This window comes from Kitasatospora putterlickiae (assembly GCF_039527695.1).
GTDB lineage: Bacteria > Actinomycetota > Actinomycetes > Streptomycetales > Streptomycetaceae > Kitasatospora > Kitasatospora putterlickiae.
Window position 1 is genome coordinate 1 of sequence record NZ_BAAAKJ010000077.1, and the last position, 15,545, is coordinate 15,545.

The 15,545-nt window shown below is 73.8% G+C and carries 14 protein-coding genes and 2 tRNA genes; 9 read left to right on the plus strand and 7 right to left on the minus strand.

Going from position 1 to position 15,545, the window contains the following annotated elements; all coding sequences use genetic code 11:
* Positions 1–681, plus strand: a 681-nt coding sequence (locus tag ABD308_RS08790) for a DUF3152 domain-containing protein (protein ID WP_344330335.1), incomplete at its 5' end; no start/stop codon positions are given.
* A gap of 74 nt (positions 682–755) precedes the next feature.
* Positions 756–1,484 carry a hypothetical protein gene (locus ABD308_RS08795; protein ID WP_344330337.1) on the plus strand — a complete coding sequence of 243 codons (729 nt, stop codon included), beginning with the start codon at positions 756–758 and terminating at the stop codon, positions 1,482–1,484.
* Here ABD308_RS08795 and ABD308_RS08800 read toward each other — a convergent pair.
* The 4 genes from ABD308_RS08800 to purS form a co-directional block, all read right to left on the minus strand.
* Positions 1,481–2,293 carry a maleylpyruvate isomerase family mycothiol-dependent enzyme gene (locus tag ABD308_RS08800; protein ID WP_344330339.1) on the minus strand — a complete coding sequence of 271 codons (813 nt, stop codon included), beginning with the start codon at positions 2,291–2,293 and terminating at the stop codon, positions 1,481–1,483. The two genes, ABD308_RS08795 and ABD308_RS08800, sit on opposite strands and share 4 nt — an antisense overlap.
* A 70-nt stretch (positions 2,294–2,363) precedes the next feature.
* Positions 2,364–4,619 carry a phosphoribosylformylglycinamidine synthase subunit PurL gene (gene purL / locus ABD308_RS08805; protein ID WP_344330341.1) on the minus strand — a complete coding sequence of 752 codons (2,256 nt, stop codon included), beginning with the start codon at positions 4,617–4,619 and terminating at the stop codon, positions 2,364–2,366.
* Positions 4,619–5,296, minus strand: a complete 678-nt coding sequence (purQ, locus tag ABD308_RS08810) for a phosphoribosylformylglycinamidine synthase subunit PurQ (RefSeq protein ID WP_344330343.1) — start codon at positions 5,294–5,296, stop codon at positions 4,619–4,621. Before purQ ends, purL begins: the two co-directional genes overlap by 1 nt.
* Positions 5,293–5,547, minus strand: coding sequence for a phosphoribosylformylglycinamidine synthase subunit PurS (purS, locus tag ABD308_RS08815; RefSeq protein WP_030304493.1), 255 nt, complete (start codon positions 5,545–5,547; stop codon positions 5,293–5,295). The genes purQ and purS overlap by 4 nt, the downstream gene beginning before the upstream one ends.
* 468 nt (positions 5,548–6,015) lie before the next feature.
* Here purS and ABD308_RS08820 point away from each other — a divergent pair, with 468 nt between their 5' ends.
* The 7 genes from ABD308_RS08820 (at position 6,016) to ABD308_RS08850 (ending at position 10,615) form a co-directional block, all read left to right on the plus strand.
* Positions 6,016–6,333, plus strand: coding sequence for a histone-like nucleoid-structuring protein Lsr2 (locus tag ABD308_RS08820; protein WP_030304494.1), 318 nt, complete (start codon positions 6,016–6,018; stop codon positions 6,331–6,333).
* Positions 6,334–6,465: 132 nt separating this feature from the next.
* A tRNA-Gly gene (locus ABD308_RS08825) sits at positions 6,466–6,538 on the plus strand.
* Positions 6,539–6,578: 40 nt separating this feature from the next.
* Positions 6,579–6,654: transfer RNA gene (locus ABD308_RS08830), tRNA-Gly, on the plus strand.
* A gap of 149 nt (positions 6,655–6,803) precedes the next feature.
* Complete coding sequence (locus ABD308_RS08835) at positions 6,804–7,808, plus strand: ABC transporter ATP-binding protein (protein WP_344330360.1); 1,005 nt, start codon at positions 6,804–6,806, stop codon at positions 7,806–7,808.
* Positions 7,805–8,638 carry an ABC transporter permease gene (locus tag ABD308_RS08840; RefSeq protein WP_344330379.1) on the plus strand — a complete coding sequence of 278 codons (834 nt, stop codon included), beginning with the start codon at positions 7,805–7,807 and terminating at the stop codon, positions 8,636–8,638. Before ABD308_RS08835 ends, ABD308_RS08840 begins: the two co-directional genes overlap by 4 nt.
* 91 nt (positions 8,639–8,729) lie before the next feature.
* Positions 8,730–9,956 (plus strand): sensor histidine kinase, encoded by a 1,227-nt coding sequence (locus ABD308_RS08845; RefSeq protein WP_344330380.1) that lies wholly within the window; start codon positions 8,730–8,732, stop codon positions 9,954–9,956.
* A 26-nt stretch (positions 9,957–9,982) separates the two neighbouring features.
* Positions 9,983–10,615, plus strand: coding sequence for a response regulator (locus ABD308_RS08850; RefSeq protein WP_344330381.1), 633 nt, complete (start codon positions 9,983–9,985; stop codon positions 10,613–10,615).
* 28 nt (positions 10,616–10,643) lie between these two features.
* On the opposite strand, the gene ABD308_RS08855 is transcribed toward ABD308_RS08850, so the two are convergent.
* From ABD308_RS08855 to ABD308_RS08865, 3 genes are all read right to left on the minus strand, one after another.
* Positions 10,644–11,543 (minus strand): phosphoribosylaminoimidazolesuccinocarboxamide synthase, encoded by a 900-nt coding sequence (locus ABD308_RS08855; protein WP_344330382.1) that lies wholly within the window; start codon positions 11,541–11,543, stop codon positions 10,644–10,646.
* 119 nt (positions 11,544–11,662) lie between these two features.
* A complete protein-coding gene (locus tag ABD308_RS08860) occupies positions 11,663–13,201 on the minus strand; it encodes a N,N-dimethylformamidase beta subunit family domain-containing protein (RefSeq protein WP_344330384.1) in 1,539 nt (512 codons plus the stop codon).
* A gap of 229 nt (positions 13,202–13,430) precedes the next feature.
* On the minus strand, positions 13,431–14,999 hold the full coding sequence (locus ABD308_RS08865; protein WP_344330386.1) for a hypothetical protein: 1,569 nt from the start codon (positions 14,997–14,999) through the stop codon (positions 13,431–13,433).
* Between the last annotated feature and the right edge of the window lie 546 nt (positions 15,000–15,545).

The window sequence follows — 15,545 nt, forward strand, 5'->3', positions numbered from 1 at the left end:
CCGCCGGGCGCCGCCCCGGCACCGGCCACCAGCGCGGCGCCGCCGCCGTCCGAGACCCCGGCGGCCCCCACGCCCACTCCCACCCCCACCCCGCCACCGGGCGGGCCGGAGAGCGTCCCCGCCAAGGGCACGGGCACCTTCACCGTCGTCCCGGGCACCGCCGACCCGGTCGGCAAGGGCCGGATCCGCCGCTACCGGGTCGAGGTCGAGGACGGCATCGGCGTCGACGCGGCCACCTCCGCCACCCAGATCCAGGGCATCCTGGCCGACAAGCGCGGCTGGACCAACGACCGGAGGAACGGCTTCCAGCGGGTCGCCGACGGTGCCTACGACTTCACCGTGAAGATCGCCTCCCCCGCCACCGTGGACAGGATCTGCGGCGCCGCCGGGCTCGACACCCACGGCGAGGTGAACTGCAACGTCGGCAACCAGGTGCTGGTCAACGTCAAGCGCTGGACCACCGGCTCACCCCAGTTCACCGGCCCGATCGAGGAGTACCGGGCGCTGGTGATCAACCACGAGGTCGGCCACCGGATCGGCCACGGCCACGAGACCTGCCCCGGCCCCGGCAAACCGGCGCCCGCGATGATGCAGCAGATCTACGGCCTCAAGGGCTGCACACCCAACGCCTGGCCGTACGGCCCCGACGGCGGCTACCTGAGCGGACCGCCGGTTCCCTGAACAGGCCCGCACCGCAACGACGTTGGGGCGCGTTTCGGCCCCGGCCGGGAACACCGAGGCCTAGGCTGGTCACCATGACCGCCTCGACCGCACGCCGCCCGGCACCAGCCCGCCACCGCCGCGCGCTCGCCCTGACCGGAGCCGGACTGCTGCTCGGGGCGGGAGCCTGCTCCGGTGACGAAGGCACCCGGAGCGCCGGGGACACCGACCTGTTCTCCTACCAGCAGGTCCGGTCCGCCGCCCACGAACTGCAGGGGACCGGCGGCCCCTGCCCGTTCTCCCTGGACCCCGCGGCGGCGCTGCGGAAGGCCGGCATCGACCGCCCGGTCACCCCCGGCGCCAAGGACCAGCCTCCGATCGACGTCAGGGTCAGCGACGGCGTCCCCGCCCAGCCCTGGCCCAGCGGCGTCACTCCGCCGCCCTCGATACCGGCCTCACCCCCGTACGCCTGGGTGACCTGCTACTTCACCGTCGGCGGCACCCCGGCCCGGATCGACCTGATGGCCGTCGCCGAGAGCGGCGACGACCCGGCGGTCAGCATGCTGGCCCCGCACCTCAACGACTACGGAAACCTCAGCAACGCCCAGCTCCAGGAGTTCTACGCCGAGCGGACGACCGCCGGGCAGACCCGGCTCACCCCCGGCGCGGGCCTGGCGGCCGTCGCCCGGCTCACTGTCCGGGGCAAGGGCGACCTGGCGCTGACGTTCGCCCAGGACACCGACGAGAGCACGATCGACCGGTCCCTGGCCGGCGAGCCGCTGCGCCGGGCGACCCAGGAGCTGGCCGCCCAGTTGCGCACCTAGCCGAGCAGCGGCAGGAACCCGCGCAGGTCGCTGCGCTCGCCGCTCGCGGACAGCGCGGCGACGTCGACCGCGGCAGCCCAGCCGGTGCGGCCGGTGGCCAGCCGGATCCAGGTCAGCGGGTCGGTCTCGACCACGTTCGGCGGGGTGCCCCGGGTGTGCCGCGGCCCCTCGACGGCCTGCACCACCGCGTACGGCGGCACCCGCAGTTCGACGGCGCCGCCGGGCACCCGGTCGGCGAAGGCGTCGGCGAGCATCCGGGTGACGGCGGCCACCGCCTGCCGGTCGTGCGGGAACGGCTCCGGGCCGAGCGCGTCGGCCAGGTCGTCGGCGTGCACCACCGTCTCGACCAGCCGGGTCACCAGGAACTCGACGAGCGGCATCGGGCCGAACCGCATGGCCACCGGGCGGGCCGGCGCGTCGTCCGCCACCGCGTCCAGCGCGGCCAGCGCGGTGTCCGCCGAGCGGTCGAAGCGGGCGGCCACCGCCTCGGGCGGGCCGGCGAACTCCGCCTCCGCGAACCCGGTCACGTCGGTGTCGACCGCCTCGGCGACCGTCCCGGTCAGCTCGGTGAACCGGGCCAGGGTGACCGGCGGCCCGACCGGCACCGGGGCGTCCAGCTGCCCCGGCAGCCGGTCCAGCACCAGGCTCAGATGGGCCACCAGGGTGCGCACCCGCCACTCCCCCAGCCGGGTCGGCCGGTCCAGGTCGGCGGCGGTCAGCCGGTGCACGGCCGCGCGCAGGGCCTTGAGCTGCGCCGCCAGCGCGGCGCGGGTCCTGGCGGGCTGGTAGGTACGGGGCTTGGCAGGCATGGGCCCCAACATACGCCCGGGGACGGACGGTTCGACACGAACCGTCCGTCCCCGGGAGAGGTGCGCGGCCTCAGCCCAGCAGGGCCTCGATGACGCCGGTGTGGGCGTCCTTCAGCTCCGCCAGCGAGACGCTGAACTGGCCCTGGACGTCCAGGCCGTCGCCGTCGACCACACCGATCCGGGTGGCCGGCAGGCCCCGCGCGGTGCACATGTCGTTGAACCGGAGCTCCTCGCTGCGCGGCACCGCCACCACGGCGCGGCCGGCCGACTCGGAGAACAGGAACACGAACGGGTCCAGGCCCTCGGGCACGACGACCCGGGCGCCACGGCCGCCCTTGAGGCAGCTCTCCACCAGGGCCTGGCCCAGGCCTCCGTCGGACAGGTCGTGCGCGGCGTCGATCATGCCGTCGCGCGAGCCGGAGATCAGGATCTCGCCGAGCAGCCGCTCGCGCTCCAGGTCGACCTTGGGCGGCAGACCGCCCAGGTGCTCGTGGACCGCCTGCGACCAGGCCGAGCCGCCCAGCTCGTCCTCGGTGTCGCCGAGCAGGTAGAGCAGTTGCCCCTCCTCGGCGAAGGCCACCGGGGTGCGGCGGGTGACGTCGTCGATCACGCCGAGCACCGCGACCACCGGGGTCGGGTGGATGGCGACCTCGCCGGTCTGGTTGTACAGCGAGACGTTGCCGCCGGTCACCGGGGTGCCGAGGGTCAGGCAGGCGTCGGCCAGGCCACGGGTGGCCTCGGCGAACTGCCACATCACGTCCGGGTCCTCGGGGGAGCCGAAGTTGAGGCAGTCCGAGACCGCGAGCGGCTTGGCACCGCCGGCCGCGACGTTGCGGTACGCCTCGGCGAGGGCCAGCTGGGCACCGGTGTAGGGGTCCAGCTTGGTGAAGCGGCCGTTGCCGTCGGTGGCGACCGAGACGCCGAGGTTGGTCTCGTCGTCGATCCGGATCATGCCCGAGTCCTCGCCGTGCGAGAGCACGGTGTTGCCGAGCACGTAGCGGTCGTACTGGTCGGTGATCCAGGACTTGGAGGCCTGGTTCGGGTGCGAGGCGACCTTCAGCAGGTCGGCCTTGAGGCCCTCGCCGGTGGTCGGGCGGGCCAGCCGCTCGGCGGTCGGGGCGTCGGCCTGCAGCGCGTCCTGCCAGCTCGGGCGGGCGAACGGGCGCTGGTAAGTCGGGCCCTCGTGGGCGACGGTGCGCGGCGGCACGTCCACGACGAGCTCGCCGTGCCAGTAGATCTCCAGCCGCTCGCCGTCGGTGACCTCACCGATGACGTTGGCGATGACGTCCCACTTCTCGCAGATCTCCAGGAAGCGGGCGACCTTGTCGGGCTCGACGATGGCGCACATGCGCTCCTGCGACTCGCTCATGAGGATCTCCTCGGGCGAGAGCGTGTGGTCGCGCAGGTGCACGGTGTCGAGGTCGATCCGCATGCCGCCGGAGCCGGCCGAGGCCAGCTCGGAGGTGGCGCAGGACAGGCCGGCGCCGCCGAGGTCCTGGATGCCCTTGACGAGCTTCTCGCCGAAGATCTCCAGGGTGCACTCGATGAGGAGCTTCTCCTGGAACGGGTCGCCGACCTGGACGGCCGGGCGCTTGGCCGGCTTGCTGTCGTCGAAGGTCTCGGAGGCGAGCACCGAGACGCCGCCGATGCCGTCGCCACCGGTGCGGGCCCCGTACAGGATGACCTTGTTGCCGGCGCCGGAGGCCTGCGCGAGGTGGATGTCCTCGTGCTTCATGACACCCACGCACAGCGCGTTGACCAGCGGGTTGCCCTGGTAGCAGGAGTCGAAGACGACCTCGCCGCCGATGTTCGGCAGGCCCAGGCAGTTGCCGTAGCCGCCGATGCCCGCGACGATCCCGGGCAGCACGCGCCGGGTGTCCGGGTGGTCGGCCGCGCCGAACCGCAGCGGGTCCATCACGGCGACCGGGCGGGCGCCCATCGCCAGGATGTCGCGGACGATGCCGCCGATGCCGGTGGCCGCGCCCTGGTAGGGCTCGATGTACGACGGGTGGTTGTGCGACTCGACCTTGAAGGTGACCGCGTAACCCTGGCCGACGTCGACCACACCGGCGTTCTCGCCGATGCCGACGAGCATCGCGTCCGTCTCGGGCTTCTTCTCGCCGAACTGCTTCAGGTGGACCTTGGAGCTCTTGTACGAACAGTGCTCGGACCACATGACCGAGTACATCGCGAGTTCCGCGCCGGTCGGGCGGCGGCCGAGGATCTCCCGGACGCGCGCGTACTCGTCCTGCTTGAGGCCGAGCTCGGCCCACGGCTGGGCGGCGTCCGGGGTCTGCTCGGCGTTCTTGACGGTGTCGAGGCTCATCAGGCGTTCACCAGCTGCTTCAGGACGGAAGTGAAGAAGCCCAGGCCCTCGGTGGTGGGACCGGTGAGCGGCTCCACGGCGTGCTCGGGGTGCGGCATCAGGCCGACGACATTGCCGGCGGCGTTGGTGATGCCGGCGATGTCGCGGTACGAACCGTTGGGGTTGACGTCGAGGTAACGGGCGACCACCCGGCCCTCGGCCTCCAGCTCGTCCAGGACGCGTTCGTCGGCGACGAAGCGGCCCTCACCGTTCTTCAGCGGGACGACGATTTCCTGGCCGGCCGCGTAATCGCGGGTCCAGGCGGTGCCGTTGTTCTCGATCCGCAGCTTCTGGTCGCGGCAGATGAAGTGCAGCGAGTCGTTGCGGGTGAGCGCGCCGGGCAGCAGGTGCGATTCGCACAGCACCTGGAAGCCGTTGCAGATACCGAGAACCGGCATTCCCGCCCTGGCCTGCTCGATGACGGTCTCCATCACCGGCGAGAAGCGGGAGATCGCACCGCAGCGCAGATAGTCGCCGTAACTGAATCCGCCCGGCAGGACGACCGCGTCGACCTGGTGGAGATCCTTGTCACGGTGCCAGAGCGCGACCGGCTCGGCGCCGGCGAGGCGGACGGCGCGACGGGCGTCGCGGTCGTCGAGGGAGCCGGGGAAAGTGACGACGCCGACGCGGGTGGTCACTTGCCCTCCTCCTCGACGCGGACCGTGAAGTCCTCGATCACGGTGTTGGCGAGAAAGGTCTCGGCGGCTTCGCGGATACGGGCGAGCGCGGCGTCGTCGACCGGGCCCTCCAGCTCCAGCTCGAAACGCTTGCCCTGGCGGACGTCGGCGATCCCGGTGAATCCGAGACGGGGCAGTGCGCGCTGCACCGCCTGTCCCTGGGGGTCGAGGATCTCCGGCTTGAGCATGACGTCGACTACGACGCGTGCCACTGGCACTCCCGGTGGTGTCTTCGTGAGGCGGGGGAACTCCAGACTACCGGGGGTTTCGGGCGGGATTGCTGGCCGGGCGTGGTGACGCGCGTAGACCCACGCCCCTTACGCGGCAAGGCCTCCATCCGCCCGGGACCCCCCGCCGTACGCCCCTTTTCGCCGGATTCCCGGGCCCCCGTCGGGAACGGCCGAAGAGCACCCGAATACCGGCACTCCGGACAGATCGGCCAGCCGGGTGCACCGGCTATCCGGCGCCCCGGCGAAGACACGTGAATATCCGGAAAAGAAAGCCGGACTCTTCGATTTCTCCCCGCTTCGGGTGCAGAATAGGGCCACCTGCCGCGGCAGTGCTGCGTATCCGGCACGGCCATCCGGCCTGCCCGTATGCACGTGCGCGATAGGTGCACATCAGGCCCCGGGGCGCGCCCGCGCCCTTGTCGGCCGAATTGCCCGAGAGGATTGACGCCCATGGCTCAGCGTGTAGTTGTCACGCTCTCCGACGACCTGGACGGCGGCGCCGCCGCGGAAACCGTCCACTTCGGCGTGGACGGGAAGTCGTACGAGATCGATTTGTCCGTGGACAACGCGGAAAAGCTGCGGGAGGCCCTCGCCCCGTTCGTCGCCGCCGGCCGCCGCCAGAGCCGTACCGGGAAGTCCTTCCGCCGCACCGCCCTCACCCCCGACCCGGCCGCCGTACGGGCCTGGGCCCAGTCCCGCGGCATGGAGCTGCCGGCCCGCGGCCGGATCCCGAAGCACGTGTACGAGGCGTTCGCCGAGGCGAACTGAACACCCTCGGGCACCGGTCGTCCCGCCCGCGTCCGAAGGGCGGGGCGACCACCCCTTCGGATGCTGTAGAGTATTCCTCGTCGCCGCAACGGAGAGATCCAAACCGGCGGCCGGTGCCCCACCAGGCACCGTGCGGACGTGGCTCAGTTGGTAGAGCATCACCTTGCCAAGGTGAGGGTCGCGAGTTCGAATCTCGTCGTCCGCTCGCAGTGCGCGAGCACAGCACAATTACATAGTTCCATCCTGCGGACGTGGCTCAGTTGGTAGAGCATCACCTTGCCAAGGTGAGGGTCGCGAGTTCGAATCTCGTCGTCCGCTCCAGTACGAAGGGTCCTCTCGGTCGAGAGGGCCCTTCGGCGTTTCCGTTCCCGGCGCCCATGACATTTGTCATCGCGTACCCGTGGATCCGCACCGGGTTCTCATGAAGGCGCGCACTGCCCCCGGCCGCCGGGCGACGGGAGGCTTGGGGCATGGAAACGAGCCAGCCCCACCGCCCCGGCGATCACGTGATCGAGGTCACCGACCTGCACCGCCACTACGGCACCGGAAGCGGCCGCTACCACGCCGTCCGCGGCGTCGACCTGACCGTCGGCCGCGGCGAGCTCTTCGCCCTGCTGGGCACCAACGGGGCCGGCAAGACCTCCACCATGGAGCTGATCGAGGGCCTCGCCGCCCCGACCGGCGGACGGACCCGGGTGCTCGGCCACGACCCGTACCGCGAGCGCGCCGCCGTCCGGCCCCGGATCGGCATCATGCTCCAGGAGGGCGGCTTCCCCGGCGACCTCACCGTCGCCGAGACCGGCCGGTCCTGGGCCGGCGCCACCAGCCACGCCCGCCCGCTGGACGAGGCGCTGGAGCTGGTCGGCCTCGGCCACCGCCGCGACGTCCGGGTCAAGCAGCTCTCCGGCGGCGAGCGCCGCCGCCTCGACCTCGCGATGGCCCTGCTCGGCCGGCCCGAGGTGCTGTTCCTGGACGAGCCGAGCACCGGCCTCGACCCGGAGGCCCGCGCCGCCGTCTGGCGGCTGGTCCGCGAGCTGCGCGCCCAGGGCACCACGGTGCTGCTCACCACGCACTACCTGGAGGAGGCCGAGGAGCTCGCCGACCGGCTGGCGATCATGCACGGCGGCCGGATCGTCGCCGCCGGCACGGTGGCCGAGGTGATCGCCGGACAGCCGTCACGGATCACGTTCGAACTGCCGCGGTTCACCGGCGCCTCGATCCCCCCGCTGGCCGGCGCCACCGTCACCGCCGACGGCCGCAAGGTCACCGTGCGGACCCCGCACCTCCAGACCACGCTGACCGACCTGCTCGGCTGGGCCGGCCACCACGGCATCGCCCTCGGCGCCCTCGACGCCCGCAGCGCCTCGCTGGAGCAGGCCTTCCTGGCCATCGCCGCCGAGGCCGCCCACCAGCCCCCGGCCGACTCCCCCGCCGCTCCCCCCGCCCGCCGCAAGCTGATCGGACTCGCCCGATGACCACCGTCGTCACCACCGCCACCGCCACCGGGCCGAAGAGCACCTCCGTCCGCCGGCTGCTCTCCCTCGGCCGGGCCGAAGGCATCCTGCTGCTGCGCAACCGGACCGCCCTGTTCACCGCGGTGCTGCTGCCGCTCATCCTGATCTTCGGCCTGCAGAGCGTGCTCACCCAGCAGGCCGAGACCAACCCCGGCCTGGACGTCGACTCCCTGCTGGTCAACGGCGCGGTCGGGATGGTGCTGGCCTTCGTCGTCTACTACAACCTCACCGCCGCCTACGTGGCCCGCCGCGGCGAACTGGTGCTCAAGCGGCTGCGCACCGGCGAGGCCCGGGACCTGGAGATCATGGCCGGCACCGCCGTCCCCTCGGTCGGCCTGGCCCTGCTGATGTGCGCCGTGATCGGTGTGGTCGGCGCCTCCGCCCTGGACCTGACCGCCCCGGTCAACCCGGTGCTGCTGGTCGTCGGCCTGGCCCTGGCCGTCGTCACCCTGATAGCGCTCGCCGCCGTCTCCAGCGCCTTCACCCGCACCGTGGAGAGCGCCGGCATCACCACCATGCCGATGCTGCTGCTCACCCAGTTCGGCTCCGGCCTGTTCATCCCGCTGGAGGTCATGCCGGACCGGCTCGCCGAGATCTGCCGGCTGCTGCCCACCACCCCGGCGTTCCAGCTGGTCCGGGTCGGCTGGTTCGGCACCGACGGCTCGGCCGCCCCGACCGGCTTCGCCGGCTCCTGGGCCACCGCCGCCCCGCACCTGGTCACCGGTGGCGTCTGGCTCGCCCTCGCGGTCTGGGCCGCCGTCCGCTACTTCCGCTGGGAGCCGCGCCGCTGACCCCGGCGCTCTCGAACCGAAGGTCCGCCAGCCGCGCCACCTCTGATAGGAAGGCAGCAGCACGATCATGGCCGAACGGGGAGCAGGACAGATGGGCGTCGCGAATCCGGTGCGCGCGTGGAGGGGCTACTCCAAGCCCCAGCGTTCCGAGCTCTACCTCCGCTGGTCGCTCTACCTGATGGCGCTCGCCCCGCTGCCGATCGGACTGCTGATCAACACGTCCGACCCGGACTACCGCACCCACCCGGCCGCCCGGGTGGCCCTGGTGGTCGGATTCGCCCAGACCCTGGTCACCCTGCGGGCCTACCGCACCTCGCTGGACCACTACCTGAAGCGGCCCACCGACCACCTGCGCTGGCTCGCCCTCAACGGCGGCATCGCGGTGGCCGGCTGCTGGGCGGTGCTGCTGCTCGGCCCCCGGGTCGGCGCGGCCTCCGACGCGGAGTCCGTGGTCTTCACCCTCCCGCTCGCCACCACCATCCTGTTCTCCGCCTTCGGTCCGGCCTCGGTCGGGCTGCCCCCGCGCCGGGCGGCCCTCGCCGGGGCCGCCGGCCTGCTGGCCGTCCTTCCCGCGATGCTGCTGACCGGCGCCACCCCGGGAACGTGCCTCGGGCTGGTGACCGGCACCGCGCTGGTGATGCTCTTCCTCGGGTCCAGCTGCCGCAGCTTCGCCTGGCTCCAGTCCGTGGTCTGGGAGCTGGACGCCGCCCGCGAGGCCCAGGCCCGGCTGGCCGTCGCCGAGGAGCGGCTGCGGTTCTCCCGCGACCTGCACGACGTGATGGGCCGCAACCTCACCACCATCGCGCTCAAGAGCGAGCTGGCCGTCCAGCTGGCCCGGCGCGGCCGCCCGGAGGCCGCCGACCAGATGGCCGAGGTCCAGCAGATCGCCCAGGAGTCCCAGCGCGAGGTCCGCGACGTGGTCCGCGGCTACCGCACGGCGGACCTGCACGCGGAGGCGATCGGCGCCCGCGCGGTGCTCCGCTCCGCCGACGTGGCCTGCGAGATCGACCTCGGCGGGGACGCCGACCGGCTGCCCGCCCCGGTCCAGTCGGTGCTCGGCTGGGTGATCCGCGAGGCCACCACCAACGTCCTGCGGCACAGCGAGGCGGGCCGCTGCGCGATCCGGCTGCGCCAGGAGGACGGCCGGGCTGTGCTGGAGCTGGAGAATGACGGGGTGCCCGCCGTGCCGCTGCCCTCGCAGGGAGGCGGCACCGGTCTGCGCGGACTGCGCGAGCGGCTCGCCGCCCACGACGGCGAGCTGACCCTCCCGCAGGCCGCGCCCGGCAGCTTCCGGCTGCTCGCCAGCGTCCCGCTCTGAGAACCACCGCACGGAAGGCCCCGCCGATGACCGACACCGCGCCCGACACCGCGCCCGTCCGCGTCCTGCTCGCCGACGACGAGCACCTGATCCGCGGCGCGCTGGCCGCACTGCTCTCGCTGGAGGAGGACATCGCGGTGGTCGCCCAGGCCGCGTCCGGCACGGAGGCGGTGGCGATGGCCCAGGCGCACCGGCCGGACATCGCGGTGCTCGACCTGCAGATGCCCGGCCTGGACGGCATCGAGGTGGCCACCAGGCTCCGCGCGCTGCTGCCGGACTGCCGCTGCATGATCGTCACCGGCCACGGCCGCCCGGGCTACCTGAAGCGGGCCCTGGAGGTCGGCGTCCGGGGCTTCCTGCCGAAGACGGTCTCGGCGGCCGACCTCGCCGGGATCATCCGGACCGTCCGGGCCGGCGGCCGGTACGTGGACCCGGAGCTGGCGGCGGACGCGATCGCCGCCGGGGAGAGTCCGCTGACCCCGCGCGAGACGGACGTGCTGGAGCTCGCCGCGGACGGCACCTCGATCGCCGAGATAGCCGACCGGGCCTCGCTCTCCCAGGGCACCGTCCGCAACTACCTGTCCGCGGCCGCCGCCAAGCTGGGCGCGGAGAACCGGCACGCGGCGGTGCGGATCGCCCGCGAGCACGGCTGGATCTGACCGCCGGGCCCGCGGGCGCCCACGGGCCTCAGGCCCAGCTGAGGCCGGTCAGCCGCTCGTAGGCCTCGACGTACTTGGCACGGACCTTCTCGACCACCTCGGCGGGCAGCTCCGGCGGCGGCTGCTCGCCGCGGCGGTCCCAGCCGGAGGCCGGGGAGGTCAGCCAGTCGCGGATGATCTGCTTGTCGAAGGAGGGCTGCGGACGGCCCGGCTCCCACCCGTCGGCCGGCCAGAACCGCGAGGAGTCCGGGGTCAGCACCTCGTCGCCGATCACCAGCTCGCCGTCCAGCAGGCCGAACTCGAACTTGGTGTCGGCCAGGACGATGCCCCGCTCGCGGGCGATGTCCCGGGCCCGGGAGTAGACGGCCAGGGTGGTCTGGCGCAGCTGGGCGGCCAGCTCGGCGCCGATCCGGCGGGCGGTCTCCTCGTAGGGGACGTTCTCGTCGTGCTCGCCGACCTCGGCCTTCAGCGCCGGGGTGTAGATCGGGGCGGGCAGCTCGGAGCCGTCGTCCAGGCCCTCGGGCAGGGCGATGCCGCAGACGGTGCGGGAGGCGCGGTACTCCTCCAGGCCGGAGCCGGCCAGGTAGCCGCGGGCCACGCACTCCACCGGGATCATGTCCAGGCTGCGGCAGACCAGGGTGCGGCCCTTCCAGTCGGCCGGGGCGCCGGCCGGGACCTCGGTGGAGATCACGTGGTTGGGCACGATGTCCGCGATCCGCTCGAACCACCACAGCGAGAGCTGGGTGAGGACGCGGCCCTTGTCCGGGATCTCGTTGGGCAGCACCCAGTCGTAGGCGGAGGTGCGGTCGCTGGCGACCATCACGAGGTCACCCGACTCGGCTCGGTACAGGTCGCGCACCTTGCCGGTGTGCAGGTGGACCAGGCCGGGTACCTGGACCGGCTCGGGCTTGGTGACAAATCCGCTCAAGGTCGTCTCAGTCCTCAGGGGTCGTTCGCGGGCGGTGCGGCGCGAAAGGGGAGGTCACTGGGGTCGAGTCTGTCATGACCATCCGTGCGCACCGGCCGAGGGCCTGTCGCCGGGGCCGTTCAGCCGTTCTTGCAGAGGCGGTCCAGCAGGTTGGCGGTGGCCCGCTGGATCCGCTCGTCGGTGAGCCCCGGGCGGTTCAGCGCGGGCGACCAGGCGAAGGTGCCGGAGGCGAACACGTAGGCGCCGCTGGGCGCCCGGTAGAGCGAGGTCTCCTGGTAGCGGGTGCGCCCGGCCGGGTCCTGGTACGGGGAGTGGGCGAGCAGCACGCGTTCGGTGTTCCCGGGCAGGGCGACCTTGGGGTAGTAGCGGTCGGCCTCGCCGGCCACCAGCCCGGGCAGACCGTCGCCCTCGTGCAGGCCGGTGCCGGCCCAGAACCAGTGCGCGGTGTGCCGGGCGACCAGCGGCACGGGGGTGGCGACCCGGCCGGAGTACTGCAGGCCGAGCAGGTGCTGCTCCGGCTCGCCGGCGTCCCGCCACAGCGCGCTGGCGGCACCGGGCGCCCCGGCGGCCGGGTTGTCGGAGCGGACCTTCTGGCGCTTGCGGCAGTTGAGCATCCGGTTGGGCTCGCCGGAGGGGCCCGGGCTCAGCTCGACCCGCCAGTACATGGTGTTGGCGGAGAGGAAGACCAGCGAGGTGCCGCCGTCCCTGGCCCCTTCGACGGCGCGGCGCATCGGCTCGGACCAGTACTCGTCGTGGCCGGGGAAGACCAGCGCCTTGTGCCGGGAGGCGTCGACCAGTCCGGCGTGCAGGTCGGTGGCGGTCGCGTAGGAGAGGTCGTAGCCGTAGCGCTCGGCCCAGCGGATGAAGTCGTAGGCGTGGCCGACGTGCAGCGGGAGCCCGGCGGTGGCGTGCGGACGGTCGAAGGAGACGGTGACGGCCGCCTCGGTCTCGCCGACCAGCAGGCCGCCGTCCCAGGCGTGGTAGAGGCTGGCGCCGCTGCGGCCGTCCTCCGGGAAGAGGTTGTACGCCTGCCAGGTGACGTCGGGGACGACCAGCAGCAGTTCGGCGGCGCGGGTCTGGTCCTCGAAGTCCCGGACGGTGAAGGGGATGTGGCTGCGGTGCAGCATGTCGGCGGTGGTGAGCACGGCGACGTAGGCGCCGGGCCGCCAGTGCGGCGGGATCTGCAGCCGCCAGGTGTGCCACCAGTGGTGGCAGGAGACGGTCCGGCCGGCCACCATCGGGGCGGGCTGCGCCATGCCGGCGATCAGCGGGCTGGAGGTCATGTGGTGGGCGCCGTCGCCCGCGTAGTGGCCGATCCGGTAGACGTCGACGGTGAACTCGCGGGGCGGGTTGACGGTGACCCGCAGGTCCACCGAGCCCCCGGGGCGGACCACGCCGGCCGAGGCGAAGCCCTTGATCTGCTGTTCCTCGTCGTTGGCGCTCAGCGGGGTGCCGACCGGGGGCTTGCCGCGCACCCCTCCGGCCAGCGGGCGCTGCCCGGGGGCGTCCACCGAGACGTACCAGGGCACGTCGCCCTCGGTGCCGGCGAGGTACTGGTCCGGGCTGCGCAGCCAGGGCAGCGGGCCCTGGCCGAAGGGGTCGGAGACGCTGTGCGCGTGCGTACCGGACTCCCAGCGGCGGTTGAGTTCGGTCCCCACGCGCGCCCCTCCCAGGTGCACCTCCGCCGGTTGGCACGTGCCTCCCGGATGTGCGTGCGGACTAATACACCACACCGTGCTGGCGCTGCGTCACCCCACGGTAGCAACTAGTGGCGGGAATCTTCCGGCCCGGTGAGGGGAGGGCCTCCGGCCTGCGAAGACCCGGGGCGGCCGGTTCGGCCGGGGGCGCTCACGGGTGGGGTTCGCGCCCCTCCCCCGGGGCCGCCGGTCAGAGCCGGACGGGCTTCTCCAGCCGCACGTCGGCGGCGTCCAGCCAGGCCCGCAGCGGGCCGTCCTGGCCCTGTTCGACGGCCTGGGCGACCGGTTCGGCGAGGTCGGTGCGGCGGACCCCGCCGATCAGCAGCACCGGACCGTCCAGCCAGTCGAGACCGGGGACGGCGCCCGCGGTGTCCACGGCGGCGCAGCAGACCATCGCGGTGACGTGGTCGACCAGCACGTCCCGTCCGGTGCGGACCGGTTCGAGCAGCGGCGCGGGCGCGGTGGTGCGGACCGACTGGGCGGCGAGGGCGGCGGCCAGCCGCTCGCCGTCGCCGTCGGCGAGCCGGCCCAGCAGCCGGGTCAGGGTCGGGGCGCCGGGGCGGGCCTGCGGGGCGAGCAGGTCCAGCGCGGACTGCAGGGCGGCGGCCCGGGCCCGCCAGCCGGCGTCCACCACCTCGGCCGGGTAGTCGGCCCACTCCAGCTCGCGCCAGCTCCCGGAGGCGGGCGCGCCGAAGAACAGCTCGGCGGCCAGCCGGGAGACCGCGGCGTCCACCGTGCCGGGCTCCTCCAGCAGGTCGCAGGCCGGACGGTCGCCGAGCCGGCTGCCGTAGCCGTCGGCCAGCCGGTCGCGCCGGGACAGCTCGGTGAGCGCGGCGACCACGCCCGCGTTGAGGTGGGCGGGGTGCCGGCCGAGCCGCCAGGCGGGCAGCGCGACCCGGGTGAGCAGTCGGTCCCAGCCCGCGTAGGCGAGGCCGACCTGCTCCTGGGCGGCGATCCGCAGGCCGTAGTCGACGCCGCGGGCCTGTTCGGAGGCCCAGCCGGCGACGGACCGCTCCAGCTCGGCGGCGTGCTCGCGGCAGGCGCCGAGCAGCCGGCGGGTGATCCGCTGCGTGATCGGACCGGTGATCCGCCGCGTGGTCCGGCCCGTGGTCCGGCCGGTGGGCGCGGCCGGACCGAGGTCGGCCCCGGTGTCCAGGCTGGCGTCGAGGGCGCGCAGGAAGCGGCGGGCGGCGGCGATCTCGGGATCGGCGGCGGCCGCGGTGCCGGCCACCACCGGGGCGAGCAGGGCACGCAGCTCGCCGGCCCGCATCCACCACAGGAAGGGCGAGCCGATCACCAGGACCGGCGCGGGCGGTTCGTCGTCGGCGGTGCGGGCGCGGCGGCGGGGCCGGGCCTCGGGGACGTCCTCCAGCCAGCTGTCGCAGTCCGGGGTGAGCGCGACGGCGGAGGGCGCGGGGACCTCCAGCCGCTCGGCCAGGTCGTCGATCAGCCGGTACAGCTCGGGCGCCTGGGCGCGGCCGAGCGGCACGGCCGGGGTCCGCGGCGGCTCGGCCCGGCGGTACCCGTGGGCGGCCGCGGCGGCCACCAGCAGGGTGAGCGCGGCCACCGCGCAGACCGTCCAGCGGGCGAGGTCCCAGCCGGCGGCGTCGGGGGAGCCGGGCGCGCCGATCCGGCCGGTGAACCGGCCGGCGAGCAGGACCACCGCGGCGGCGGCGGGCAGCGCGGCGGCGGCCCGGGCGAGTCCTCGGATCCGCAGGACCGCCTGGGCGTGAGCGCGCGCGGTGTCGACAGCGGCCATACGGTGCGGCACCCCCTTCGGAGCCCTCGGGTGCCCGGCGAGGGGCCCCTGAGCCGATTCGAAACGATCAGTTCCGACCGGGAAACGGTGTCCGCCGAGCCCCGGTGCTTCATGCTGCGTGGCGCTTCTGACATTTTCGACGCCCGTATCCGGGTGGGTGTTCCGGATCGCCCCGGTTTCCACTCGTCCCGGTGACGTCGCCCGGATTCCGGACGACCGCCCGGGGCGGTGTCGGACGGCCCGGGCGTGTCCGGTCCGGCCGGACGCCGTCCAGCATCCCCCCGCGCGACCGCCGCTACCCGACGGCGGGCGGAAGCGCCCCGGCCTGTGGCGCCGTGGTCCAGCGCACCATAAGGCCGGGCGCCCGGTTACGTCAGCCGGATGCGGCCGCTGTCACTCGATGGGCTGGATTCCGGCCGCCGAACGGTGCGCCGGCCCCGGAGGCTGCTCCAGCCCCTCCCGTCCCCGAAACGCCGGGCCCCGGCTGCGTCCATGGGGGTTGTCCGCGGGGCTCGCGGGGGTGCGCCGGGGGTCGGCCGCCGGACC